Annotated in this window: 22 protein-coding genes and 2 pseudogenes; 15 read left to right on the top strand and 9 right to left on the bottom strand. The window is 73.2% G+C overall.

The annotated features are described in order from the left end of the window. Positions 1-10: 10 nt before the first annotated feature. Positions 11-478: a CU044_2847 family protein gene (locus AF335_RS24965; protein WP_184742880.1), complete on the bottom strand. Its 468-nt coding sequence runs from the start codon at positions 476-478 to the stop codon at positions 11-13. Positions 479-661: 183 nt separating this feature from the next. On the opposite strand from AF335_RS24965, the gene AF335_RS24970 reads away from it, so the two are divergent. Continuing rightward, entirely contained in the window at positions 662-844 is a 183-nt protein-coding gene (locus tag AF335_RS24970; RefSeq protein WP_102920663.1) for a DUF6104 family protein, read from the top strand. Between the two features lie 270 nt (positions 845-1,114). Here the strand turns inward: AF335_RS24970 and AF335_RS24975 are convergent. After that, positions 1,115-1,935, bottom strand: a pseudogene (locus tag AF335_RS24975) (hypothetical protein). Between the two features lie 144 nt (positions 1,936-2,079). Between AF335_RS24975 and AF335_RS24980 the strand changes: the two are divergent. Both AF335_RS24980 and AF335_RS24985 read left to right on the top strand, forming a co-directional pair. Next, complete coding sequence (locus AF335_RS24980) at positions 2,080-2,970, top strand: DUF4097 family beta strand repeat-containing protein (protein WP_170127804.1); 891 nt, start codon at positions 2,080-2,082, stop codon at positions 2,968-2,970. Further along, positions 2,970-4,031, top strand: a complete 1,062-nt coding sequence (locus AF335_RS24985) for a PadR family transcriptional regulator (RefSeq protein WP_102920664.1) — start codon at positions 2,970-2,972, stop codon at positions 4,029-4,031. Before AF335_RS24980 ends, AF335_RS24985 begins: the two co-directional genes overlap by 1 nt. Before the next feature lie 606 nt (positions 4,032-4,637). Here AF335_RS24985 and AF335_RS24990 read toward each other — a convergent pair. Together AF335_RS24990 and AF335_RS24995 are read right to left on the bottom strand one after the other, a co-directional pair. Beyond that, positions 4,638-6,116, bottom strand: coding sequence for a cellulase family glycosylhydrolase (locus AF335_RS24990; protein ID WP_102920665.1), 1,479 nt, complete (start codon positions 6,114-6,116; stop codon positions 4,638-4,640). A gap of 7 nt (positions 6,117-6,123) precedes the next feature. Next, the gene (locus AF335_RS24995; RefSeq protein ID WP_102920666.1) at positions 6,124-7,086 is read right to left on the bottom strand and encodes a zinc-binding dehydrogenase; all 963 of its coding nucleotides are present in this window, start codon (positions 7,084-7,086) and stop codon (positions 6,124-6,126) included. Positions 7,087-7,322: 236 nt separating this feature from the next. Between AF335_RS24995 and AF335_RS25005 the strand changes: the two genes are divergently transcribed. Further along, entirely contained in the window at positions 7,323-8,660 is a 1,338-nt protein-coding gene (locus AF335_RS25005; RefSeq protein ID WP_107503495.1) for a TolB family protein, read from the top strand. A 233-nt stretch (positions 8,661-8,893) separates the two neighbouring features. On the opposite strand, the gene AF335_RS25010 is transcribed toward AF335_RS25005, so the two are convergent. Next, positions 8,894-10,105: an NAD(P)-dependent malic enzyme gene (locus AF335_RS25010; RefSeq protein ID WP_102920668.1), complete on the bottom strand. Its 1,212-nt coding sequence runs from the start codon at positions 10,103-10,105 to the stop codon at positions 8,894-8,896. 483 nt (positions 10,106-10,588) lie between these two features. On the opposite strand from AF335_RS25010, the gene AF335_RS25015 reads away from it, so the two are divergent. The 4 genes from AF335_RS25015 to AF335_RS25030 all read left to right on the top strand — a co-directional run bounded on the left by AF335_RS25015 (position 10,589) and on the right by AF335_RS25030 (position 14,158). Continuing rightward, the gene (locus AF335_RS25015; RefSeq protein ID WP_102920669.1) at positions 10,589-11,560 is read left to right on the top strand and encodes an ABC transporter substrate-binding protein; all 972 of its coding nucleotides are present in this window, start codon (positions 10,589-10,591) and stop codon (positions 11,558-11,560) included. 53 nt (positions 11,561-11,613) lie between these two features. Continuing rightward, a complete protein-coding gene (locus tag AF335_RS25020) occupies positions 11,614-12,564 on the top strand; it encodes an amino acid ABC transporter permease (protein ID WP_102920670.1) in 951 nt (316 codons plus the stop codon). After that, a complete protein-coding gene (locus tag AF335_RS25025; RefSeq protein WP_095581434.1) occupies positions 12,561-13,322 on the top strand; it encodes an amino acid ABC transporter ATP-binding protein in 762 nt (253 codons plus the stop codon). Before AF335_RS25020 ends, AF335_RS25025 begins: the two co-directional genes overlap by 4 nt. 191 nt (positions 13,323-13,513) lie before the next feature. Then, positions 13,514-14,158 carry a CGNR zinc finger domain-containing protein gene (locus AF335_RS25030; RefSeq protein WP_102920671.1) on the top strand — a complete coding sequence of 215 codons (645 nt, stop codon included), beginning with the start codon at positions 13,514-13,516 and terminating at the stop codon, positions 14,156-14,158. On the opposite strand, the gene sodX is transcribed toward AF335_RS25030, so the two are convergent. After that, positions 14,047-14,514: a nickel-type superoxide dismutase maturation protease gene (sodX, locus tag AF335_RS25035; protein ID WP_184742969.1), complete on the bottom strand. Its 468-nt coding sequence runs from the start codon at positions 14,512-14,514 to the stop codon at positions 14,047-14,049. The genes AF335_RS25030 and sodX overlap by 112 nt on opposite strands. Before the next feature lie 176 nt (positions 14,515-14,690). Here sodX and sodN point away from each other — a divergent pair, with 176 nt between their 5' ends. Both sodN and AF335_RS34230 read left to right on the top strand, forming a co-directional pair. Then, positions 14,691-15,086 (top strand): superoxide dismutase, Ni, encoded by a 396-nt coding sequence (gene sodN, locus AF335_RS25040; RefSeq protein ID WP_102920672.1) that lies wholly within the window; start codon positions 14,691-14,693, stop codon positions 15,084-15,086. A gap of 160 nt (positions 15,087-15,246) precedes the next feature. Continuing rightward, on the top strand, positions 15,247-15,843 hold the full coding sequence (locus AF335_RS34230; RefSeq protein ID WP_146045618.1) for a DUF3592 domain-containing protein: 597 nt from the start codon (positions 15,247-15,249) through the stop codon (positions 15,841-15,843). 179 nt (positions 15,844-16,022) lie between these two features. Here the strand turns inward: AF335_RS34230 and AF335_RS25050 are convergent, their stop codons facing one another. Continuing rightward, positions 16,023-16,913 carry a LysR family transcriptional regulator gene (locus AF335_RS25050; protein WP_102920673.1) on the bottom strand — a complete coding sequence of 297 codons (891 nt, stop codon included), beginning with the start codon at positions 16,911-16,913 and terminating at the stop codon, positions 16,023-16,025. A gap of 94 nt (positions 16,914-17,007) precedes the next feature. Here AF335_RS25050 and AF335_RS25055 point away from each other — a divergent pair, with 94 nt between their 5' ends. Both AF335_RS25055 and AF335_RS25060 read left to right on the top strand, forming a co-directional pair. Continuing rightward, positions 17,008-18,192: an MFS transporter gene (locus AF335_RS25055; RefSeq protein ID WP_102920674.1), complete on the top strand. Its 1,185-nt coding sequence runs from the start codon at positions 17,008-17,010 to the stop codon at positions 18,190-18,192. 195 nt (positions 18,193-18,387) lie between these two features. After that, the gene (locus AF335_RS25060; RefSeq protein ID WP_102920675.1) at positions 18,388-18,771 is read left to right on the top strand and encodes an ATP-binding protein; all 384 of its coding nucleotides are present in this window, start codon (positions 18,388-18,390) and stop codon (positions 18,769-18,771) included. A gap of 184 nt (positions 18,772-18,955) precedes the next feature. On the opposite strand, the gene AF335_RS25065 is transcribed toward AF335_RS25060, so the two are convergent. Beyond that, positions 18,956-19,825 carry an RNA polymerase sigma factor SigF gene (locus tag AF335_RS25065; RefSeq protein ID WP_244927158.1) on the bottom strand — a complete coding sequence of 290 codons (870 nt, stop codon included), beginning with the start codon at positions 19,823-19,825 and terminating at the stop codon, positions 18,956-18,958. A gap of 174 nt (positions 19,826-19,999) precedes the next feature. Here AF335_RS25065 and AF335_RS25070 point away from each other — a divergent pair, with 174 nt between their 5' ends. Continuing rightward, complete coding sequence (locus tag AF335_RS25070) at positions 20,000-20,665, top strand: HAD family acid phosphatase (RefSeq protein WP_102920677.1); 666 nt, start codon at positions 20,000-20,002, stop codon at positions 20,663-20,665. Positions 20,666-20,760: 95 nt separating this feature from the next. On the opposite strand, the gene AF335_RS25075 is transcribed toward AF335_RS25070, so the two are convergent. Further along, complete coding sequence (locus tag AF335_RS25075; RefSeq protein ID WP_102920678.1) at positions 20,761-21,030, bottom strand: GlsB/YeaQ/YmgE family stress response membrane protein; 270 nt, start codon at positions 21,028-21,030, stop codon at positions 20,761-20,763. Between the two features lie 173 nt (positions 21,031-21,203). Between AF335_RS25075 and AF335_RS25080 the strand changes: the two genes are divergently transcribed. Both AF335_RS25080 and AF335_RS25090 read left to right on the top strand, forming a co-directional pair. Continuing rightward, positions 21,204-21,611 carry an ArsR/SmtB family transcription factor gene (locus AF335_RS25080; protein ID WP_376697763.1) on the top strand — a complete coding sequence of 136 codons (408 nt, stop codon included), beginning with the start codon at positions 21,204-21,206 and terminating at the stop codon, positions 21,609-21,611. A gap of 25 nt (positions 21,612-21,636) precedes the next feature. Beyond that, a pseudogene (locus tag AF335_RS25090) lies at positions 21,637-24,782 on the top strand (HAD-IC family P-type ATPase); the annotation flags it as partial. Positions 24,783-24,835: the final 53 nt, after the last annotated feature.

Consider the following 24,835-nt stretch of genomic DNA (forward strand, 5'->3'; position numbering starts at 1 on the left):
TCGGCGGCGCTCAAGGAGCGCCGGGGGTGGTGGGCCGCCCGGGGGCGGCGTCCCGTTGCGCCGCGCGCTCCTCGTCCGGCCGGGTCTCGGACCAGGTGAGCGAGACGTTGATCGACGCCTTGCCCTCGCCGTCCGCGAGGAGGCTGATGACCTGCCCGGCCTTCGCGGACAGCTCGATGCCGAAGTCGACCTTGACCTCCTGCGGGGCCGCCGCGGCGAGCCCCATGCGCAGCGAGCCGACGACGCCCCGGACGACGTCGGAGAGGCCGCCCGCCATCCCGGCGACGCGGCGGGCGGCACCGGCGGCGCTGGAGTCCTCGTAGCCACCGTGGGCGAGGGCGCCGCCGGAGTCCTCGTAGCCGCCCCGGGAACCGTCCGCCCCGGGCCCGCCGGGTTTCTCTAGTTCATGCGCTTCCGTGATCCGCGCCCAGACGACCGTGCCGTCGTCGAGCCGGACCCGGGCGATCCCGTCGGCCACACGCCACCCCCGCTCCCGCACCGCGCACCCGCGACGGCGCACCCGCGCTGAGGCAGCAGGCTAGCCCTCGGGCCGGACGGGCGCGAGAGGCTGTGGCCAAGGCCCGCCTATCCTGGGCGGGTATGTCCCGCACCCTGCGAAACTGTCCTTGAACACCCCTGACTACCCCTGACGGAGACCACGTTGTACTTCACCGACCGCGGCATCGAGGAGCTGGAGAACCGGCGAGGCGAGGAGGAGGTCACGCTGGGCTGGGTCGCCGAGCAGCTGCGCACCTTCGTCGACCTGAACCCGGACTTCGAGGTTCCGGTGGAGCGGCTGGCGACGTGGCTGGCGCGGCTGGACGACGAGGACGACGACGTCTGAGCCGTCGGAGGCCCTGCGGGCGGCTTTTTCCCCTGCCCGCCCCTTCCCGCTGCATCCGATGTTGCGGCTCCGCCGCGTGGCGGGGGCTTTGCCCCCGGGCCCCCCTTCCGCGCTGACGCGCGGTGTCCTCAAACGCCGGACGGGCTGAATTCAGCCCGTCCGGGGGCACCTCTTAGGGGCACCCCCAGCGGTAGCTGGGGGAGTTTGAGGACCGGGGCCCGGGGCGGAGCCCCGGTTCGGGGCACGGCGGGGAAGGCTCCGCCCGCCGTCTCACGTCCGCTCGCGCCACCAGTCGTAGGCCAGGGTCAGCGCGCCGTCCGCCGCGAGCACCGCACCCACGGCCGCCCAGCCCCGGCGCCCGGCGCGGCGGGCGCCGAAGGCCAGGGCGAGGCCGGCCGCGATCTCGGCGGCGCCCAGGGCACGGGCCCGGGGCCGCGGGTCCACGCGCCGAGCGTGCCGCGTTCGGCGGCGTCGAGCCCGGCCCGGACGGCCTGGCGCCAGCCCGGCCAGTCGACGGCCTCGGCGGCGGGGAGCACACCCGCGGCGGCGCGCAGCCGGGCGGCGCTCACGCCGGGCGCCAGGCCCGGGGGCAGCGTCAGGCCCGTGCGGGAGAGGACGGCGATCAGGCCGAGCACCCGGGCGGCGGCCCCGGCGTCGGAGTCCGGGCGAGCCAGCCCGTCGAGGGCGGCGCCGTCGAGGACCGGGTCGAGGCCGAGCCGTGCGCGCAGGGCGCCCATCACGGGCTCCGCGCCGGCCGGGGTGCCGTCGGCGAGCCAGTGGTAGCCGACCGTACGGCGGAAGCCCGCCGCCACCACGAATCCGGCGCCGCTCGCGTCCCACCACACCCCGACGACCGGCCAGGACTCGGCCACGGCGAGGGCGTGCGCCCAGCCCGCGGTCGCCTCGGCGAGGGACGTGCCCTCGGAGCGCCAGGAGTCCTCGCCGGGGATCAGTGCGCTCCACCCTTCACCGGCCGGGACCAGGAGCAGCGGTTCGTTCAGGAGCTGCGCGGAGGGGCGTACGCGGTCGGGCTCGGCCCGGCAGAGCAGCAGGACCCCGGCCGCGCGGCTGTGGTCAGTAGCGGAGGACATGCGTCCACGCTATGCCAAACGGGGGCCCCTTGACTTCACCCATCCGCGATATATCGTGTTTCACGTAAGACGCGATAGGTTGCGTCGGGCCGCCGCGGCACGGGCGCATCGAGACGATCAAGCGAGACGATGAAGGAGGCCGGCATGCCGGTCCAGTCGGAGTGGTCACTGTCCGCGCCACAGCAGCTCACCTTCGAGGGACCGGTCACGGCCCTCGCCGTACGGACGCTCGGCGGCACGGTCAACGTCGTCGGCACGGACTCGGGCCCGGCCGCCCTCCAGCTCTCCGAGATCGACGGCCCGCCGCTGGTCGTCACCCACCGGGACGGCGTCCTCACCGTCGCCTACGAGGACCTCCAGTGGAAGAAGCTCCTCGACTGGAGCCCGGGCAGAAGGGCGCGGAAGCGCACGGCCACCGTGACGCTGACCGTCCCGACCGCCACCCGCGTCGAGGTCGGCACCGTCACGGCGGACGCCGTGGTCTCCGGCGTCGCGGGCCGCACGGAGATCCGCAGCGCCACCGGTGACGCCACGCTCGTCGGGCTGACCGGCGAGGTCCGGGCCGAGGTCGTCGCCGGGCGGCTGGAGGCCCAGCGGCTCGGCGGCGACCTGCGCGCCGGCTCCGTCTCCGGCGACATCACGCTCGTCGAGAGCGCGAGCGCCGTCGTCAAGGCCGACACCGTCACCGGCGACGTGGTCGTCGACCTCTCGCCCGAGGCCGCCGCGAAGCGGCTCGACCTCGCCCTGAGCAGCGTCGCCGGCGAGGTCGCCGTCCGGCTGCCGGGCACCGCCGATGTGGAGGTGCGGGCGAACACCACGGGCGGCACGGTCTCCTGCGCCTTCGACGAGCTGCTCGTCAGCGGCCAGTTCGGCGCCCGGAAGGTCGGCGGCGCGCTCGGCGCCGGTGGCGGCAGGCTCAAGGTCACGACCGTCACGGGCGCGATCGCGCTGCTGCGCCGCCCGGACGCGGCGGACCCGTCCGCCGGCACGGCCGGCGCCCCCACCGACGTCCCCGCCCAGGGAAAGGTCCTCTGATGCCCCCCGTCTTCGCCCACGGCCGGCTGCGGCTGTATCTGCTCAAGCTCCTCGACGAGGCCCCGCGCCACGGCTACGAGATCATCCGGCTGCTGGAGGAGCGCTTCCAGGGGCTCTACGCACCGTCCGCCGGCACGGTCTACCCGCGGCTGGCCAAGCTGGAGACCGAGGGCCTCGTCACGCACGCCACCGAGGGCGGCCGCAAGATCTACTCCATCACCGACGGCGGCCGGGCCGAACTCGCCGACCGCCAGGGCGAACTGGCCGAGCTCGAACTGGACATCCGCGAGTCCGTCTCCGCGCTCGCCGCCGACATCCGCGAGGACGTCCGGGGCGCCGCGGGCGACCTCCGCCGCGATGTCCGCGAGGAGGCGCGGCGGGTGCGCACGGAGCCGCCGGAGGGCGACGCCTTCCAGGGGGCGAAGGAGGAGTTCAGACGCGCCAAGGAGCAGTGGAAGGAGCAGGCCCGGCGGGCGAAGGAGGAGAGCCGCCGCGCCCGCCAGGACGCCCAGCAGGCCCGCCGCCAGGCGAAGCAGGCGCACGCGGAGGCCCACGAGGAGGTCCTGCGGATCGCCGAGCGGGTCCAGCGGGAGGTCGGCGAGCACGTCCGCCAGGAAGGCTGGCCGACCGGCATCGCGGAAGGCTTCAACGTGCTGACCAGGGAGCTGGGCAACCTCGGCAGCCGCCTGGCGGAGGGCGGCACGGGCCGCGAGGCGCGCGGGCCGCGCGAGGACGGCGGGACGGGTGCGTCGGGCACGATGGGTGCGCCGGACATTCCGGGTACGCCGGACATTCCGGGTACGCCGCAGCCCGGTTCCGGCGCGGCGGGCACCGGGCACCCGGGCCCGAGCGGCCCCGCCCCGGACTGGGCCACGGCCCCCGACGAGCTGTCCAAGGACCCGGCCCGCGACCTGGACCGCCTGCTGGACCGCTTCCGCGACGGCATCCGGGACACGGCCCGGGACCACGGGGTGACCCCGGCCCAGCTCGCGGAGTCCCGCCGCCACCTGGCGGAAGCGGCGCTCCGCATCGAGGCGGCACTGCACGGGCCGCGCGACTGAACACGCCCCCGGCACACCCGGGGGAACGCCGGTAAGCACGAACGCGCGTGGGCCCGGCCCAACCAGCCGAGCCCACCGCCACCACACGGAAACAGCACTCCACACCAAGGCCGCACCGCACGGGCCGCGCAGCTGAACACACCCCGGCACACCCGAAGGAACACCGGGCCCCACGCCGGTAAGTACAAACACGCGCGGGCCCGGCCCAACCAGCCGAGCCCACCGCCACCACACGGAAACAGCGCCCCACATCAAGGCCGCACCGCACGGGCCGCGCGACTGAACACACCCCCAGCGCACCCGAGGGAACACCGGGCCCCACGCCGAGGAACACAAACACGCGTGGGCCCGGCCCGGCGGCCCTCCCCGGTCCAACCGGCCGAGCTCCACCGCCACCCGACGGAAACGGCGCCCCGCATCGAGGCCGCACCGCACGGGCCGCGCGCCCGCGCCCACCGCCGTGTGCGGGCGGCGGCACCCCGCCGCCCGCGCTGGTGGGCACGGGCGGCGCATAGGGCGCGTGGCGCGAGAGCGCGTGGGACCGCGACCCCGCCGTACCGCCCGGGCCGTCCCGGCGCTCTCGTCCGCCGGGTCCCCGGCCGGTGGTCAGCCCGGCCCCGATCCCAGTTCCGGCCCCGGCCCCGGCCCCGGTCTCGCCGTCACCCTCGCATCACCCCGCCCCGGCACTCCCACCACCCGCACCGAACCCCGCTCCCCCGCCCGTACCACCGTCGTGTCGGCGCGGGCCGGGCCCTCGGTCGTGATGTGCCAGCCGTGGGGCGTGGGCGGCAGGGTGACCTCCGTCGTGCCGCCCCGCGTCGGGGCGTACCGCAGGCGGTAGACGCCCGTCGCCGGGTCGTACGACGCGTCCCGTGCCGCGCCCGCGACGGCGGACGCGTACGGCTCGGCCGTGCGGGCCTTGTTGGGCCGGTAACGGCCCCCCGCGTCCACGGCGCAGTAGCCGCCGCCGTAGCACCACTGCCAGCTCGCCCAGCCGCTCGCGTAGCGGGACATGGACGCGAGGGCGTCCTCGTAGAAGCGGCCCATGTGCGGCAGGGAGCTGTCCAGCGGGCCCCATTCGCCGATGACGACCGGGATCCGCATCGCGCGCGGGTAGTGGACGACGGCCGCCTCGTACGCGCGCAGCCAGCCCGCCGCCGGGTCGTAGTCGCGCCCGGCCTCCATCGCCGCGTTGTAGAAGTGCGGGGCGTAGACGACCTTGGGGTCGTGGATACGGCCGAGGCCGGTGGGGACGCCCTCGCCGGCGGCCGGGGTGGGCTCGACGAACAGCCGGTGGCGGCGGTCGACGCGCCTGACGGCCTCGGCGAGGCGGTTGTACATGGGGGTGATCCGCGTGGCCTCGATGCGCCGGGCCGCGTCCGGGATGGACTCGCCGGGCAGCATCCGGCCCATCGGTTCGTTGATCAGGTCGTAGCCGAACACGGCGGGGTGGTCCGCGAACCGCCCCGCGAGGACCTGCCACATCCGGGCCTGGGCCCGGCGCAGGTCCGCGTCCTGGTAGAGGTGTTCGAAGGCGGCCTGGACGGCGGGTTCGAAGTACTCGGCGAACCAGTCGTCGGGGTGGGGCCGGTAGGGCAGGCCGTCGGTGCGGGTGGCCCAGGCGGGGATGCCCCGGTGGCTGCCGAACGCGGGTCCGTAGACGTCCTGGTGGGCGTCGAGCACCACGCGGACGTGGTACTTGTGCGCCCAGTCCAGCACGCGTTCGACCTTACGGAGGTAGCGCTCGCTGTACTGCCCGGGCCGGGGCTCCAGGTCGTCCCAGAAGACCGCGAGCCGGGCGAGGTCGAAACCCCGCCCGGCCATGTCGCGCAGGGAGCGCTCGGTGATGTCCGCGAGGGCCTGGTCGCCGCGGTGCTCCTTGTCCGCGAGGTTCCAGCCGCGGACGGTGAGGGCGCGGCCCCGGTCGTCGGTGAGGGGCGGGATGCCCGGATCCGTACGGGCCGCGGTGGCCGTGGCCGGGGCTGGGGGAGCCGCACGGGCCGCCGCGGGGACCCCCGGTGCCAGGAGTGCCAGGACCGCGGCTACGGCGAGCGGTGCCGCCTTGCGCAAGCGTCTCTGAGGCATCCGCCGTTCATACCGTCAGCACGACCTTCCCGAACAGGTCGCCACCGGCCATCTTCTCGAAGCCCTCCCGCGCCCGGTCGAGCGGCAGCACGGAGTCGATCACCGGTCGTACGCCGGTGGCGGCGCAGAAGGAGAGCAGGTCGGCGAGTTCGTCCTTGGTGCCCATGGTCGAGCCGACGACCTTCAGCTCCAGGAAGAAGATGCGGTTGAGCTCGGCGGCCGGCGGGTTGGAGCCGCTGGTGGCGCCGGAGATCACCAGGGTGCCGCCGGGCTTGAGGGACTTGACCGAGTGCGACCAGGTGGCGGCGCCCACGGTCTCGATCACGGCGTCGACACGGTGCGGCAGCCGCGCCCCGGGCTCGTAGGCCCCCTCGGCGCCGAGCTCCACGGCGCGCCGGCGCTTGGCCTCGTCCCGGCTGGTCGCGAAGACCCGCAGCCCGGCCGCGGCGCCCAGCGCGATCGCCGCGGTGGCGACCCCGCCGCCGGCGCCCTGGACGAGGACGCTCCGGCCGGGGCGGACGCCCGCGTTGGTGAACAGCATCCGGTACGCGGTCAGCCAGGCGGTCGGCAGACAGGCCGCCTCCTCGAAGGACAGCCCCTTCGGCTTGGGCAGCACGTTCCAGGCGGGGACGGCGACCCGCTCGGCGAAGGTGCCCTGATAGCGCTCGGTAAGGATGGAACGCGGCTCGCGCGGGCCCACGCCGTGGCCGCTCTGGCCGATGACGGAGTGGACGACGACCTCATTGCCGTCCTCGTCGAGACCCGCCGCGTCACAGCCGAGGATCATCGGCAGCACCTCGTCGGAGATGCCGACGCCGCGCAGCGACCACAGGTCGTGGTGGTTGAGGGACGCCGCCTTGACGTTGACCACCGTCCATCCGGGCGGTGCCTCGGGCTCGGGGCGCTGGCCCAACTCAAGTCCGTCGAGCGGCTGGTCACGGTCGGTGCGTACGGCATAGGCGGCGAACATGGTCCGAACCTAGACCCGGGACGCGCGGGGCGGAACCAGGCACCGGTGTGACACGCGCCGCGTCGGCCAGGTGTCTCGCTTCCCTCCCTCCCCCCGCTCCGTCCAGCCCGGCCTGTCGCATCAGCCGTACCGGCGGACGCACCTTCGCCGGATCCGATTGACCGCCCACCGACGCGGCCGATTGGCTTCCGTTCCGCCCGCACGATGTCGTACAAGCTTTCCCAAGGGGGGAATTCATGCGATATCCGAGATCCGCGACCGTCCTGGCGGCCGCGTTACTGAGCGTGTGCGGCGCCACGGCCACGGCCGCGGCGCCACCCCGGATCGAGCACATCGGCGTCAGCGCCGACGGCACCCCGGCCAACGCCAATCAGAGCATGGAGGAGATCAGCGCCGACGGCCGCTACGTCGTCTTCTCCTCCAACGCCACGAACCTGGTGCCGGGCACGACCGACATCACCAGCTCCAACATCTTCGTCAAGGACCTGCGGACCGGCGCCGTGGAGCAGGCCAGTGTCGCCTCCGACGGTGGCCGGCCCCAGAAGATGTCGTTCTCGTTCGCGCCCTCGATCAGCGCCGACGGCCGCTACGTCGCCTTCGAGTCGACGGCCCTCGACCTCGCCCCGGGCAAGACCGAGAACGGCACCGACATCTTCGTCCGCGACCGCCTGACCAAGCGCACGGAGCTGGTCGTCAGGCACGAGAACGGCGTCTTCGGCAACACGGACCAACCGGTCATCAGCGCCGACGGCCGCTACATCGCCTTCCACTCCGAGCGGCGGGACCTGATACCCGGTGACGACGACGGCCCCGGCATCTTCGTCAAAGACCTCCGGAAGGGCACGATCCGGCGTGTGAGCATCGCCCCGGACGGCAGTCGTCCGAAAGACGCGAGCTATGGGAGTCCGGTGATCAGCCAGGACGGCACCAAGGTCGGTTTCATGGCCGCCGGTGACGACATGGGCCCCGGCCCCGACCCCGACGACCCGGCCCCCGCCCCGCACGGCAGGCCCCCCACCCGCTGGGCCGGCTACGTCCACGACCTGACCACCGGGCGCACCGAGCCGGTGTCCGAGACGCCCGACGGCCGGATCGCCCGGGTCCGCGGCATCACCCGCTTCAGCCCCGACGGGCAGTACGCCCTCTTCTCGTCCCACGCGAAGGACCTCGTGCCGAACGACACCAACGGCGTGGCCGACGTCTTCGCCAGGAACCTGCGCACCGGGGAGATCCGGCGGCTGAGTCTGCGCCCCGACGGGTCGGAGGCCCATGGGACGTCGTACGGGGGAGTCCTGAGCGCCGACAACCGGAAGCTGTTCTTCGGCTCATATGCCCCGGACCTGGCGCCCGGCGACACCCGGTCGAAGCCGCACCTGTTCGTACGGGACCTGCGGACCGGCGCCGTCGACCGCATCGACGTCAGGGCCGACGGCGACCGCACCACCGACGGAACGTCGTCCGGCGTGCACGTCGACCGCTCCGGCAAGCTCGCGGTCTTCGCCAACTTCGGGCTCGACCTCGTCACGGGCCAGGCCAACGAGCGCGACAACCTGTACCTGCGCCGCCTGGACTGAGCAGGGTCCTCGCGGGCTGAAAATCAGCCCGTCCGGCGCTTGAGGACCGGGGTCCGGGGCGGAGCTCCCCACGCGGCGGAGCCGCATATCGGATACTGCGGGAAGGGGCGGGACTGGGGAAAAAGCCGCCCGCAGGGCACCGCACGGCGCGGGGTCCGCCAGGGCGACGAACGCCCCGGCGGACCCCGAGAACTCCGCACAGCCTCATGCAGGCACAGGCACAGGCACGGACGTCAGCGCCGCGCCACGCCCTCCGCACGGGCCGCCGCCGCGACGGCCGCCGTGACCGCCGGAGCGACCCGCTCGTCGAACGGCGACGGAATCACGCAGTCCGCGCTCAGCTCGTCCGCCACCACCGCGGCCAGCGCCTCCGCGGCGGCCAGCTTCATGCCCTCGGTGATCCGCGAGGCCCGCACCTGGAGGGCGCCCGCGAAGATGCCGGGGAAGGCGAGGACGTTGTTGATCTGGTTCGGGTAGTCGCTGCGGCCGGTGGCGACGACGGCCGCGTACTTGTGGGCGACGTCCGGGTGGATCTCGGGCGTCGGGTTGGCCATCGCGAAGATCAGCGCGTCCTTCGCCATGGTGGCCACCGCCTCCTCCGGGACGGTGCCGCCGGAGACGCCGATGAAGACGTCCGCGCCGTCGAGGGCCTTCTCCAACGGGCCGCTCAGACCGGCCTTGTTGGTGAAGCCGGCGAGCTCGCGCTTGACCGGGTTGAGGTCCTCGCGGCCCTCGGACACGATGCCCTTGCGGTCGCAGACCGCCACGTCGCCGATGCCGGCCTCCACCAGGATCTTGGCGATGGCCACACCGGCCGCGCCCGCGCCGGAGATGACGGCGCGCAGCTGGCCCAGCGAGCGGCCGGTGAGCTTCGCGGCGTTGCGAAGCGCGGCCAGGGTGACGACGGCGGTGCCGTGCTGGTCGTCGTGGAAGACCGGGATGTCCACCCGCTCCTGGAGCCGGCGCTCGACCTCGAAGCAGCGCGGCGCGGAGATGTCCTCCAGGTTGACGCCGCCGAAGGACGGCGCGAGGCGGACGACGGTGTCGACGATGTCGTCGACCTCCCGGCAGTCGAGCGCGATCGGCACCGCGTCCACGCCGCCGAACTGCTTGAAGAGAATGGCCTTGCCCTCCATCACGGGGAGGGACGCCTCGGGACCGATGTCCCCGAGGCCGAGGACCGCGCTGCCGTCCGTCACGACCGCCACGACCTGGGACTTCCAGGTGTAGTCGTGCACGAGTTCCGGCTGTTCGGCGATGGCGCTGCAGACCTTGGCGACACCCGGCGTGTAGGCGAGGGACAGGTCGTCCCGGTCGCGCACGGGCACCGTTGCCTCGATCGCCATCTTGCCGCCCCGGTGCAACGCGAAGGCCGGATCGAAGAGCTCGTCCCGAGTCTCGTCCGCACCACGTTCGCTGCGAGGATTCACAATCTCCGCTGCCACTTCATTGACCCCTTTGTCGATTTCAGTCGAGGGTAGCCGCCCGAGGTAGCGGGCCGCCGGGCACAAGCGCACAAGTGCCCTGATCCCCGGGTGCGGGGTGTAACTGGTCTTTCTACCGGATGAGCGCTACGGCCGACGAGTGAGTTAGGCCGCCGCTGGTCACGGCACCCACACATGCACGTCAAAAGCGTGTCAACTGGTGCCGGAAGTCCATGGAGTGAGACAAGAGGTGCGTGACTTGCGTCTCGTGCCGGAGAGGCGCACCGAAGTCCGGTAGTACGAAGCGGGCTGGTACCGCACGGGGATCACCCGTTATCCGATTTTGACATAGACAGCCCCCCGAACGGTGCAGTCCAGATGGCAAGATGCCCCAATCACACGAGGTCGCGGCGCCCGCCGATGTGTGCTCGTGACCTCGTGTGACCTGTGTGAATTGCAGTCCGATCCCGTCGGCCACCCCCTCGATCGCAGGAGGAACCAGCAATGACCGCAAGCACCACCCCTCGCACGGCTGCCGCCAGGAGTCGCGTGGCCGTTGCCGGCGCGATCGCGGTCGTCGGCGCCCTGCTGCTGTCGGGCTGTGGCGATATGCGCGACAAGCCCGGCGCCGGTGACGAGTCCGCCGGGGCCCCGGCGGGCGCGAACGCCCCGCTCTTCGACAAGCTCCCCAAGCGGATCCAGGCGTCGAAGGTCATCAAGGTGGGCTCCGACATCGCCTACCCGCCCATCGAATTCAAGAAGGGCGGCAAGTCCGTCGGCCTCGACCTCGACCTGGGCGCGGCGCTCGGCAAGGAACTCGGCGTGAAGCTGGAGTTCAACAACAGTGTCTTCGACGCGCTGCTCACCGGAATGCGATCGAAGCGTTACGACATCGCGATGTCCGCGATGACGGACACCAAGGAGCGGCAGGAGGGCATCGACCCGAAGACGGGCAAGAAGGCGAGCGAAGGCGTCGATTTCATCGACTACTTCTCGGCCGGCGCGTCGCTCTACACCAAGAAGGGCGACACCAAGGGGATCAAGGGCTGGGAAGACCTCTGCGGAAAGAAGATCGGCGTCCAGCGCGGCACCGTCTCGGACAACTTCGCCAAGGGCGAGAGCAAGAAGTGCGAGGAGTCCGGCAAGGACCCGATCTCCATCGAGGCGTACGACAACGACCTCGAGGCCCAGACCCGGCTGAAGGCCGGCGGTGTGGACGCCGTCTCCAGCGACTTCCCCTCCGCGGTCTACGCGGCCGCCACCTCGGGCGGCGGCAAGGACTTCGAGATCATCGGTGACCAGGTGGCGGCGAATCCTTACGGCATCGCCGTCGGCAAGGACGACGCCCAGCTGAGGGATGCCCTCAAGGCCGCCCTCGAGGCCATCATCAAGAACGGTGCGTACGAAAAGGTCCTCAAGACCTGGGGCGTCGAGGCCGGCGCCGTCAAGGAAGTCAAGATCAACGGCGGTCAGTGACCCGCCTCCGGCCCACTCCCTTTCCTCGTAGGCAACGCTGAAAGGCACTACCCGTGACTGCTTCACTCAAAAAGTCGGGGCCCGCCGACACCCCTCCGCCCGGCCCCGAGCCGGAGGCGATCAAGGCCATTCCCGTCCGGCACTACGGCCGCTGGGTCGCCGCCGTCGTGGTGCTCGCCCTGCTGGGACTGCTGGTCAACGCGTTCGCCAGCGCGAACATCAATTACCACGCCATCCCGGACTTCATGTTCGACTCCAACGTCCTCACCGGCCTCGGCAAGACCGTGCTGATCTCGGTGCTGGCGATGGCGCTCGGCCTGGTGCTCGGCGTGGTCCTGGCCGTGATGCGGCTGTCGAAGAACCCCGTGACCTCCGCGGTCTCCTGGGTCTACATCTGGTTCTTCCGCGGCACCCCGGTCTACGTCCAGCTGCTGCTCTGGTTCAACCTCGCGCTGATCTTCCCGTACATCAACCTCGGCCCGATCTACCGGGACGAGATGAGCGACTTCATGACGCCGTTCATGGCGGCGCTGCTGGGCCTCGGGCTCAACGAGGCGGCGTACATGTCGGAGATCGTCCGCTCGGGCATCCAGTCCGTCGACGAGGGCCAGACGGAGGCCGCGCACGCGCTGGGCATGAGCCAGGGCCGGACGCTGCGGCGAATCGTTCTGCCGCAGGCGATGCGGGTGATCGTGCCGCCCACCGGCAACGAGTTCATCAACATGCTGAAGACCTCGTCGCTGGCAGCCTCCGCCTGTCAGTACCTGGAGCTGCTGCGCTCCACCTCGGACATCGGTCAGTCCACCGGCGCCACGGTCGAGATGCTCTTCCTCGCCGCCACCTGGTACCTGATCCTCACCAGCGTCTTCAGCATCGGTCAGTTCTACCTGGAGCGGCACTACGCCCGAGGCTCGCTGCGCTCCCTGCCGCTCACCCCGTGGCAGAAGATCAAGGCGAACCTGACCTCCTTCAGCAACCGCCAGTCCGGAGGTGTCCGCGCATGAACGCGATGGTGAAGGCCGAGGGCGTCCACAAGTCCTACGGCGCCGTGCAGGTCCTCAAGGGCATCGACCTGGAGGTCGCCCCGCGCGAGGTGTTCTGTCTCATCGGCCCCTCCGGGTCCGGCAAGTCCACCTTCCTGCGGTGCATCAACCACCTGGAGAAGGTCAACGCCGGCCGGCTGTACGTCGACGGCGAGCTGGTCGGCTACCGCCAGAAGGGCGACCGGCTGTACGAGCTCAAGGACAGCGAAGTGGCCCGGAACCGCCGGGACATCGGCATGGTGTTCCAGCGCTTCAACCTCTTCCCGCACATGACGGCGCTGGCCAATGTCATGGAGGCGCCGATCCAGGTCAAGGGCGAGACCAAGGCGGTCGCCCGGGAGCGGGCCATGAAGCTGCTGGACCGGGTGGGCCTCGCCGACAAGGCGGGCAACTACCCCTCCCAGCTCTCCGGCGGCCAGCAGCAGCGCGTCGCGATCGCCCGCGCGCTCGCCATGGAGCCGAAGCTGATGCTCTTCGACGAGCCCACCTCGGCGCTCGACCCCGAGCTGGTGGGTGACGTCCTCGACGTCATGCGGGGCCTGGCCGAGGACGGCATGACGATGATCGTCGTCACCCATGAGATGGGCTTCGCCCGCGAGGTCGGCGACTCCGTGGTCTTCATGGACCAGGGCGTCGTGGTCGAGTCCGGCAACCCGCGCGATGTGCTGACCAACCCTCAGCACGACCGGACGAAGGCGTTCCTGTCGAAGGTGCTGTAGGGGCGGGGCCATGGAGCCGGCGGGGCGGCGGTACGGGCGGGTCCGTACCGCCGCCCCGCCGTGCCGTCCCCGCGCCGCGGTGCCCGTCGTACGCCGCTCCGGTATGTAATACCCTCGATGGCTTGCCGGTCATTACCTTGGCCGTCGTGGACCGCTCCCCCGCCCCCTGACCGCCTCCGTAAGGACCCCTCGTGGAACTCGCCTACTACTCGGACTTCGCCGTGCGCCTGGTCAACAGCGAGGAGCCGCTGCGCGGCACCGACACGCTCACGTCCGTGGAGGCCGTCCGCGAGCTCTTCGGCGCGGGCGCGCAGGCCGCCCGGCGCGCCGCGGACGCGGACGTCACCCGTCTGCGGTCCGTACGGGCCCGGCTGCGCGGGGTGTTCGAGGCCGCGGCCGAGCGCGACGAGGTCCGCGCGGTGGACCTGCTGAACGCGTTGCTGATGGAGTTCCCCGTCAGCCCGCAGATCTCCGGACACGAGCTCCGGGACGACGACGGCCGCCCCAAGTGGCATATGCACATCGCCGATCACGCGGCGAGCGCCAGCGCCTCGTACACCGCGACCGCGTGCATGGGCCTGGCCGTCCATCTGACGGAGTACGGCGTCGACCGGCTCGGCATCTGTCAGGCCGCCCCCTGTCGCAACGCCTATCTGGACACCTCGACCAACCGCTCCCGCCGCTACTGCTCCGACCGCTGCGCCACCCGGGCGAACGTGGCCGCCTACCGCGCCCGCAAACGCCTGGAGAGCCGGGCCGCCGAGGCGCACGGCACCACCCGCACCGGCCTGAGCGCGGAGCCCAGCCAGGACAGCAGCGCGCCCGCCGAGCGCTGACCGGCGCCGGGCGGCCGGCGCACCCGCAGCCAGGCCCGGGCCACCACCAGCTCGTCCGGCACGGTGCCGAACTCCCGGCTGTCGTTCTCCACCAGGGGGTTGTCCCCCATCACCCACCAGCCGCCCTCGCGCCGCTCGACGGCCCGCTTGACGATCAGCAGGTCCTGCCGGAACGGGTGGCGCACCACCACGACGTCACCCGGACGGACCACTGCCCCGTACTGCACGACCAGTTGGTCACCCGGGTTCAGCGTCGGCACCATCGACGGGTTGTGGACCTCGGCGAGCCCGATCCGCAGCAGTCCGCGACGCTCGCGGTCCAGCTCCTGCCCGCGCTCGTCCACTTGCTCCTGCACCACGGCACCTCCCGGTCCGTTTCCTCCACCTGTTCCCACCGGCGCCGGACAGGCACCGGACCGCACGGTACCCGCACCGGAATTTTGCCCCCGAGCCTCTTCCGGCACCCGGGAAAAGCCTTCCCACAGCGAGTAATCTCGCACCTGAGAAGACGATCACGAGGAAGGACAGCTCTATGCTTTCCCGCCTGTTCGCCGCCAAAGTCCAGGTCAGCGCCCACTGCGACCTGCCCTGCGGTGTATACGACCCGGCCCAGGCCCGTATCGAGGCCGAGTCGGTCAAGGCAGTCCAGGAGAAGTACCAGGCCAACCAGGACCCGGACTTCCGCACCCGCGCCCTTGTCATCAAGGAACAGCGGGCGGAGCTGGCCAAGCACCATGTCTCGGTGCTGTGGAGCGATTACTTCAAGCCGCCGCACTTCGAGAAGTACCCCGAACTGCACCAGCTGGTCAACGACACGCTGAAGGCGCTGAGCGCGGCCAAGGCGTCGAACGAACCGGAGACCGGCCAAAAGGCGTTGGATCTCATCGCCCAGATCGACAAGATCTTCTGGGAGACCAAGAAGTCCTGACGCGCACGGCAAAGCCGCCGACGAGGCCCGGCCGGGGAACCGGCCGGGCCTCTTTGCGACACTCGTTCGAGTAAGTGGTGTATACCAAAGGCGATTCGGGGTCTCATTTCGAAGATTCGTTCAACAGGGCACGTATCAAAGCGCGTGCCAAAGGGGGGACATGTTCGGCTTCTTCGTCCTGGCACTGCCGGGACTGATGGCCGCGGGCGGGCTCGCGGGCATGGTGTGGGCCGTCGTACGGATGCGGCGCCTCAAGGCGGCGTGGCGCAGCGGGATCGAGGCCCCGGGCCGCTGCCTGCGGCTGTACGCGAAGACGGTCACCCGCCGGGACGGCGCCCACCGCTCGTCCTCGACCACGCTGCACCACGTCTACGAGTTCACCACCGCGGAGGGCGAGGTACGGCGCTTCGAGGAGGCCGGCGGCTCCGCGACGGTGATCGAGGGGGACACTGTCGTCGTCCGCTACCCGGCGGGCCGCCCGGACCGGGCGACCGCCCTGCCGCCGGGGGACGTCCGGACGCGGGTGGGTATGGGCCTCCTGCTGGGGTTCCTGGCGGTGTTCGTCGTGGCGTGCGTGGGGTTCGGGGCGTTCTATCTGGGTGTGTTCAAGCCGGTGAAGGAGAAGGTGACGGAGCGGGTGCGGGAGGTGCCTCGGATGACGGCACCGGCGGATCCGGTCGGGCCGGCGGATCCGTGGGAGGGGGTTCCGGAGGGGTTCCCGACGGATCTGCCGGGGCCGCCGCCGGGGTTCCCGTAGGGGCTTTTTCCCCCACCCCGCCCCTTCCCGTAACCGGGGGCAAGCCCCCAGCCCCCCTTCCGCGCTGACGCGCGGTGTCCTCAGACGCCGGACGGGCTGATTTCAGCCCGTCCGGCGTCTGAGGACATTCGGGAAGGGGCGGGTAGGGGAAAAAGCCCCGCGCAGCGGCAACCCACCCGTCACCGCACCACCCCCGCCACAACCTCCGCGAACACCCGCACCCTCTCCGACCCCCCGTCCCGGCGCCGGATCAGCCCGAGCTCCGACTCCGGCAGCCCCGCCACAGGCACGAAGGCCACATCCCGGCGCCCGTGGTAATCGGCCGTCGGCCCGCACAGCAGCATCCCCGCCCGGTTCGCCGCCGTCAGCGTCAGACCCTCCTGGAGGGTGGTCACCGAAGGGCCCGGCGGGATCGGCCGGCCCCCCGGCGTGGTGGTCGGGGCCTGCGCCTCGCGCCAGTACGCGGGGGCGGGCGCGGCCGGGGTGACGAGCGGGCAGTCGGCGAGGTCCTCCGCGGAGAGTTCCGGCCGGCCGGCCAGGGCGTGCTGTACGGAGAGGGCCAGCGTCTGCCGCTGCCTGGAGAAGACCGGGCCCACGACCAGCGCGGGCTCCGCCACCGGCAACAGCACCACGGCCGTGTCGACCTCACCGCGCAGCACGGCGCCGAACGGATCCGAGAACGGGATCTCCACGATCTCCACCGCGCACGCCGGAAAGCGGTCCTGGAAGGCCGCGATGGCCTCCGTGACCCCGCCGTCCGCCGTGCCCTGGAACCCCAGCCGGAGCACCCCCTCGACCCCGCGGGCCGCCGCGCGGGCGTCCTCGACCGTGGCGCGGAGCCCGTCGTAGGCCGGGCGCAGGGCCGTACGGAAGCGCTCGCCCGCCGGGGTGAGGGCGACCCGGCGGCTGGTGCGCTCGACGAGGCGGGCGCCGATCCGGCCCTCCAGGGAGCGCAGCAGCTGGCTGACGCGGCTCTGCGACACGTACAGCCGCTCGCCCGCGCGGCCGAAGTGCAGCTCCTCCGCGAGGACGAGGAAGCACTCCAGCTCCCGCAGGTCCATGCCGCTCACGAACTCCCCCGTCCGTCGATCGATGAGTCCCGCTCATAGAGCGGTGAGGGATCGAGCGTTGTTCCCGGGGGCGCGGCTCCGGAGGCTGGGACGCATGGTGAACGTGAGGCAGACGACGAGGGTGGCGGGCGGGCGGCCCGCCGTGGCGGCGGTGGCGGCCGGGACGTTCTCGGTGGTGACGACCGAGATGCTGCCGGTGGGACTGCTCACGCCGATCGGGGAGGACCTGGGGGTCTCCGCCGGCACGGCGGGGCTGACGATGACGGTCCCCGGGCTGGTCGCGGCGGTCGCCGCCCCGGTGGTGACGCGCCTCGCGGGGCGACGGGACCGGCGCTGGGTGCTGGTGGGCCTGATGGGGTTGCTGACGGTGGCCAACCTGCTGTCGGCCGCCGCCACGGACATCGGGGTGCTGGTGGCGCTGCGGGTGCTGGTGGGGGTGTGCATCGGCGGGGTCTGGGCGATCGCGGCCGGGCTGGCCGTCCGGCTCGTCCCCGAGCGGCGGGTGGGGCCGGCCACGTCGCTGATCTTCAGCGGGATAGCCGTGGCCTCGGTGCTCGGGGTGCCCGCGGGCACGCTGGCGGGCGCGGCGGGCGGCTGGCGGACGGCCTTCCTGGCCATGGGCGGAGTGGCGCTGGCCGTGACGGCCGCCCTCGCGGCGCTGCTGCCACCGCTGCCGTCGCCGGAACCGGCCGACGGCGGTGCCGGGAACGTCCTGGGCCCGCTGCGCACCGCTCCGGTACGGGTGGGGCTGCTGGTGGTCCTGCTGCTGGTGACGGGCCACTTCGCGGGCTACACGTTCGTACGCCCGCTCCTGGAACGGGTGCCGGGGACGGACGCCGGGCTGATCAGCGGCCTGCTGGTGGCGTACGGGGCCGCGGGCGTGGCCGGCAACTTCCTCGCGGGCTCCGCGGTCCCCCGCAGGCCCCGCGCCACGCTTCTGCTGATCGCCGCCGCCCTGGCGGTCGTGATGCCCGCGCTGGCGGTGGCCGGCGGCGGGGCCATGGGAGCCACGGTGCTCGTGGTGCTGTGGGGGCTGGCGTACGGGGGCGTGTCGGTGGCCACCCAGAACCGGCTGATGGCGGCCGTACCGCCGGCGCCCGGGGCACGGGAAGGGGTGTCGGCGCTGTTCGTGTCGGTGTTCAACCTGGCGATCTCGCTGGGGGCGCTGGTGGGCGGCCGCGTGGTGGACGCGGGGTCCGTGGCGGGGGCCGCGTGGGTGGGTGGGGGGCTGGCGTTGCTGGCGGCGGGGGTTGTCGGGGTGGGGGGACGGGTGCGGTAGCGGCGAGGGCGGCGGCCGGAGGTGGCCGGGGTGCCGCTGCGCGGGGCCTTGTCCCCTGCCCGCCCCTTCCCGGAACCGGGGGCAAGCCCCCGGGCCCCCGGGCGGAACGCCACGTGGGGTATCCCATGGATCCATTCGTCATGGGACGGCGATCCCTGGGTATGCGGCCGGTGGAGAACGAGAAGGAGCCGCACGATGGTCGTCATCGAATCCCCTGACGGGGACGCCGCCGGTGCCCGCCACGCGACGGCGGAGTTCCTGGCCCGGTACTGCCCCTGGGCCGACCCCGACGCCGTCGTCCTGGTGGTGTCGGAGCTGGTCGCCAACGCCATCCGGCACACCGGCGGCTGGTGGCGGCTGTGCGTACGGGCCGTCCAGGGCAGGCTGGTGGTGGAGATCGCCGACGCCAGCCCGGACCCGCCCGTGCCGCGCGCCCCGGACCTGACCGGGGGTGGCGGCCTGGGCTGGCACATGGTCGAGAGGCTGGCCACACAGCTGGAAGTGGTGCGTCAGGGCGACGGCAAGGGCAAGACGGTACGGGCGACGTGGCTACGGCCGGCGCTGCCGCTCGCGGTCTGAGTCAGGATCCGGATCCAGCCCGTCCGGCGATTGAGGACACCGCGCGGAGCGCGGAAGAAGGGGGCCCGGGGGCTTGCCCCGCCACGCGGCGGAGCCGCACATCGGATGCAGCGGGAAGGGGCGGGGCTGGGGAAAAGGCCCCGCGCAGCGGCACCCCCACCGCCACCACACACCCGCACCCGCACTACCGCCCCAGCAACCCCACCCGCAACCGCCCCAGAATCCGCGTCAGCAACCGCGACACATGCATCTGCGAGATCCCCAGCTCCGCCCCGATCTCCGACTGCGTCATCTCCCCGCCGAACCGCATCCGCAGGATCTGCCGGTCCCGTTCGTCGAGCTCGGCGACCAACGGTTTGAGGGCGTGCAGGTTCTCCACGCCCTCCAGGGCGGGGTCGACGTCGCCGAGCCGGTCGGCGAAGCTGTTGCCGGTCTGGTCGGAGCCCTCGTCCACGGACACGTCGATGGAGCCGGCGGTGTAGCCGTTGCTGGCCACGATGCCCTCGACGACCTCCTCGCGGCTCAGCCCGAGGTGCGTGGCGAGCTCGTCCGGGGTCGGCGAGTGGTCCAGTTCCTGGGAGAGCTCGCCGGTGGCCTTGGCCAGCTCGACGCGGAGCTCCTGGAGGCGCCGGGGCACGTGCACGGACCAGCTCGTGTCACGGAAGTGCCGCTTGATCTCCCCGACGATGTACGGCACGGCGAAGGTGGTGAACTCCACCTCGCGCGCGAGGTCGAAGCGGTCGATCGCCTTGATCAGGCCGATCGTGCCGACCTGGATGATGTCCTCCATCTGGTCGCCCCGGCTGCGGAAGCGGGAGGCGGCGAAGCGCACCAGCGAGAGGTTGATCTCGATCAGCGTGTTCCGGGCGTACTGGTAGGCGTGGGTCCCCTCCTCCAGCTCGGCGAGCCGGTCGAAGAAGAGCCTCGACAGCTGGCGCGCGTCCCGCGGCGCCACCGTGGACGCGTCCTCGATGTACGGCAGTCCCCCGACCGATGCCTCGACCCGCTGCGAGGCAGCCGTCTGACGCTCCGTCGCAATCGTGGATGCCGTGATGGTCACGTCGTCCTCCCCAGATCCGTTGGTGACGTCCCGCCGCCTACCCGGTGGCCTGGTGGGCATGCCTGTGGTTTTCGCCGGACGCGGGTAAACGGAAGGGCGGGGCGGCCGTCGCCGGCCGGTCACCGGGGCTTTCCGTACCGGTCACCGGCGGGCATGAGCATGCCGTCCATGACCGCAACGATCACTTCCGCCGTCGCCCGCCGCACCGCTGCCGCCCTGGCCACGGCCGCTCTGACCATGGGTGCGGCCACCGCGGGCGCGGGCACCGCGAACGCGGCCGGCACCCCGGCGCCCACGCCGGGCAAGGGCGCCGCACGGACATCCGGAACCGCCGGGCTGAAGGGTGTCGACTACGCGGCCTGGCAGCGTGAGGTGAAGTCCGCCATCGACGGTGCACGGCCCTACGTCGCCGAGCGCACCGCGAACGCGCGGCAGGAGAAGCAGGCGATCGTCCTCGACATCGACAACAGCTCCCTGGAGACGGACTTCCACTGGACGTACCCCACGCCGGCGATCGAGCCGGTCCTGGAGCTGACGCGGTACGCGCACGCCCGGGGCGCCGCCGTCTTCTTCGTCACCGCGCGGCCCGGCCTGCTCGACGCGCCGACCGAGTACAACCTCCGGCGGGTCGGCTACCCGGTCAGCGGTCTGTACGTACGTCACTTCCCGGACCTCTTCCGGGACGTCAGCGCGTACAAGACCGCCAAGCGGGCGGAGATCGAGGCCCAGGGCTACCGGATCATCGCCAATATCGGCAACAACACCACGGATCTGGTCGGCGGGCACGCCGAGCGGACCGTCAAGCTGCCGGACTACGAAGGCAAGCTCTCCTGAGACACACGACGGAGCCACGACAGAGCCACGACGGCGGCCCCGCCCGGATCCGACCGGCCCCGACCGGCCCGCCCCGGGCGCGCCCGCCCCGCGCCTCAGCGGCGGCGCCTGGACTTCACCCGGTCGAGACAGGCCACGCCCAGGGCCGCCAGACCGATCTGGATCAGCCACTTGATCCAGTCGATCCCCTTGGTGTCGCCCACGCCCAGCGCGTGGGCGAGGAGCGCCCCCACGAGGGCCGCGGCGATACCGACCACGATCGTCCACAGCACACCGATGCGCTGGCGTCCCGGGACCACCAGGCGCCCCAGTACACCGATGATCAGGCCGATCACTACCGCACTGAAAATTCCCGAGATTTCCACGACGCCCCCCTATCGAGCACTTTCCTGCCCATCCGGCCCGTTTCCTCTGGTGACATCTGCCCAGCCCGCGGGCGGCGCATGTCCGGCTTCCGCCGCTCGCGGCCGCCGCCCGGCGCGGTGCCTAGACTGGTCGTGCCGGGCACAGGACGCCCGACAGGGACGGGAGAGCGACAGTGGCCGCAGGTGTCGGGAGCGTCGAGGACTTCCCAGGGGGTGTGGGCGGGGATGCCGACGACCCCTCGGCGGAGGTGCTCTCCGAGGCCGCCGCCGCGTTCGGGCTGCTCGCCTCCTCGGCCCGGCTGCACCTGGTCTGGGCGCTGGCGCAGGGCGAGAGCGACGTCAGCGGGCTGGCCGAGCGGGTCGGCGGAGCCCTTCCCGCGATCAGCCAGCACCTGGCGAAGCTGAAGCTGGCCGGGCTGGTGCGGTCGCGGCGCGAGGGGCGCCGCGTGGTCTATCTGGTCGACGACCCCGACGTCGTCACGATCGTCCGGCTGATGGTCGGCCAGCTCGCCGACCGCAAGGCCGGCGCCGCCGCCGTCACCGGGACCCGCTCCGGGCGGCTCCGTGGGCTGGGCGCCTGACGGCGCGGGCGCGGCCGGCACCACCCTGGAGGTCCTGCGCGCGCTGGGCAGCGGACCGCGCGGGCTCGTCGAACAGCAGGCCGAGGAACGGCTCGCCGCGCACGGCGAGAACGTCTTCCCCGGCCGCCGCCCCGCGTCCTGGCCGCGCCGCCTCGCCCGCGCCCTCCGCGACCCCTTCACCGCCGTACTGCTCTGCCTGGGATTGGTCTCGGCGGCGGTGGCGTCCTGGGGTACGGCCTGTGTGATCGCCGTGCTGGTGGCGGTCAGCTGCGTCCTGCGCGCCACCGGCGAGCACCGCGCCGACCGCGCCGCGGCCACACTGCGCGATCTGATCGCCGCCACGGCCACGGTGCGCAGGCGGGCGACGGAGAGCGCGCCGCCGTGCGCCCGGGAACTGCCGGTGGACCAGCTCGTACCGGGCGACGTCGTCCTGCTGGCCCCCGGCGACGTGGTCCCGGCGGACCTGCGGCTGCTCCGGGCGACGGGCCTGACCCTGCACGAGGCCGCCCTGACGGGCGAGTCGGCACCGGTGGGGAAGCGGGTGCGGGAGCCCGGGGCGGGCGGACCGGAGGCCCCGGCGGCCGGACGGGCCTCGGGGGGCCCGGGCGGACCCGGTGCGGCGGGCGGCGGTACCGCGGCCCCGGAGCGTTCCCCGGCGGAGCCGGATCCGGCGCCGAGCGGGACCCGGCTCCTCGACGCACGCGGCGGTACGGGCACGCCCGCATCGGGCCGCCCCGCCGTGGCCACGGCCCGCCGCGCCCTCCGGCCGGCCGGGAGCGGTCGCCCGGCGAGGCGCACCACCCCGGCACGCGGCCGACGGCCGCACCCGGCGCTCTCCTCTCCCGTCCCGACCTCTGCTTCCAGGGGAGCAGCGTCGTCTCCGGCAGCGGAGTCGGCGTCGTGATCGCCACCGGGGCGGACACCGTCCTCTCCGGGGCGCTGCCGCGCGGCGGGGAGCGGCGGACGGGCCCGCTCCGCCCGTTCGACCGGTCGGTGAACGGCATCGCCTGGACGCTCGTACGGTTCATGCTGCTCACCGCCCCGGTCGTACTGATCGCCGGTGCGCTGCTGCGCGGGCGCGGGCTGGAGACCCTGCCGTTCGCCGTCGCGGTGGCCGTCGGGCTGACGCCCGAGATGCTGCCGGTCGTCGTCACGACGGCGCTGGCGCGCGGCGCCGCGCTGCTCGCGCGCGGCGGCGAGGTCGTCGTACGCCGCCTCCCGGCCCTGCACGACCTGGGCGCCGTCGACGTGCTGTGCGTGGACAAGACGGGCACCCTCACCCAGGACCGCCCCGTCGTGGCGTGCTCGGTCGACACGGAGGGCCGGGACGACCCGGCCGTGCTGCGCTGGGCCGCCGTCAACGCCCTGTGGACGCTCCACCTCGCGGAGCTGCCCGCGCCGGACGCGCTGGACGAGGCGATCCTCGACGCCGACGAGGACACGGCGGCGCCGGGGGCGTACGGGACGGGTGCGGACGCGTCAGGGACGCACCGGGCGGAAGGCCGCGCGGCGGGGACGCACGGGCCGGAGGCCCACGAAGCGGGCACGCACGAGACCCGCACGCACGAGCCGGGCGGGTACGAGGCCGGCACCCACGAGACGGGCGCGTACGAGGCAGGCGCGCACGAGGCCCGCATCCACCATCCGGGCGCGTACGCGCAGGACGCCGGCACCCCGTCGCTCCCCCTTTCCCCGGCCGCCGGGGAAGGCCCCTCCACCCGGCACCTCCATGCCGTCCCCTCAGCCCCCGCCACCCCCTCGACCCCCTCCGATGACGACCTCGAAGGCGTCGCCGCCCTCCCCTACGGCCCCGGACGCCGCATCGCCACCGCTGTCGTCCGTGGCACCGGACCGGCCGGCGGGCGCGGGCACACCCTCGTCGTCAAGGGCGCCCCCGAGGACGTGCTGGAGCGCTGTGCCCTCGGCGACGGGGAGCGCGTCCGGCTGGCCCGCCGCGCGGGGGAGCTCGCGGCGGACGGGCTGCGGGTGCTGGCCGTGGCGGTCGCCGAGCGGCCCGCCCGTACCCGCCCGTACACCCCGGCCGACGAGTACGGCCTGACGCTGCTCGGCTTCGTCGGGCTGCGCGACGCCCTGGCGCCCACCGCCGCCGAGGCGCTCGCGGCGCTCGCCCGGCGTGGCGTCACCGTCAAGGTCCTCACCGGCGACCACCCGGGCACGGCCGCCCGCGCCTGCCGGGAGCTGGGCCTGGAGCCCGGCGAGGTCGTCACCGGCGACCGCCTCGACGGCCTGACCGGGTCCGAGCTGGCCGGTCTGGCCGCCGGGAGCACGGTCTTCGCGCGGTGCGCGCCCGAGCACAAGGCGCGGATCGTCGAGGCCCTGCGGGAGGCGGGCCGGACCACGGGGTTCCTCGGCGACGGGGTCAACGACCTGGCGGCGCTGCGCTCCGCCGACGTGGGCGTCTGCCCCCGCGACGGCGTGGACGTCGCGCGGGAGGCCGCCGACGTGGTGCTCGCGTCGAAGGACCTGACCGCCCTGGACCGGGCGATCGTCACCGGCCGGCGCAGCACCGGCAACATCGCCGCCTACCTGCGGATCACGCTCTCCTCCAACCTCGGCAACGTCATCGCGATGCTGGTGGCCGGCCTGATGCTGCCGTTCCTGCCGATGCTGCCCGCGCAGGTCCTCGTGCAGAACCTGTGCTTCGACGCCGCCCAGCTCGCCCTCGCCTTCGACCGGCCGGGCCCGGACGCCCACCGGCGCCCGGCGGTGCTGCGGCCCGGCGCCCTGCTGCGCTTCATGACCGGCTTCGGGCTGCTCAACGCCGTCGCGGACCTGGCCACCTTCGGCGTGCTGGCGCTGGCCGTGCGGTCGCTGGGCGAGGAGGAGGGGCAGGCCGCGTTCCACGCCGGGTGGTTCACGGAGAACCTGCTGACGCAGGCGCTGGTGATGCTGCTGCTGCGCTCGGGGCGCCGCGCGGCGGAGGGCCGGGTGCCGGGGCCGATCCGGGTCGCGACGTCGGCGCTGGCGGTGGTGGGCCTGCTGCTGCCGTTGTCCCCGCTGGGCCCGGTGCTCGGGATGTCGGCGTTGCCGCCGCTGTACTACGGGCTGATGGCGGTCGTGCTGGCGCTGTACGGGGCGGGGCTCACGGCGGCACGGCGACGCTTCGGGCCCCTGCCGGAGACCACCCCGGCCGCACCCCGAACGGGCTGAGGACCGGCCGAACGGGCGCCCGAGGACTCCGGGGGGCCAGGCCCCGGGAATTC

The sequence above is a fragment of the Streptomyces eurocidicus genome (genome assembly GCF_002891295.1).
Classification (GTDB): Bacteria; Actinomycetota; Actinomycetes; order Streptomycetales; family Streptomycetaceae; genus Streptomyces; species Streptomyces eurocidicus.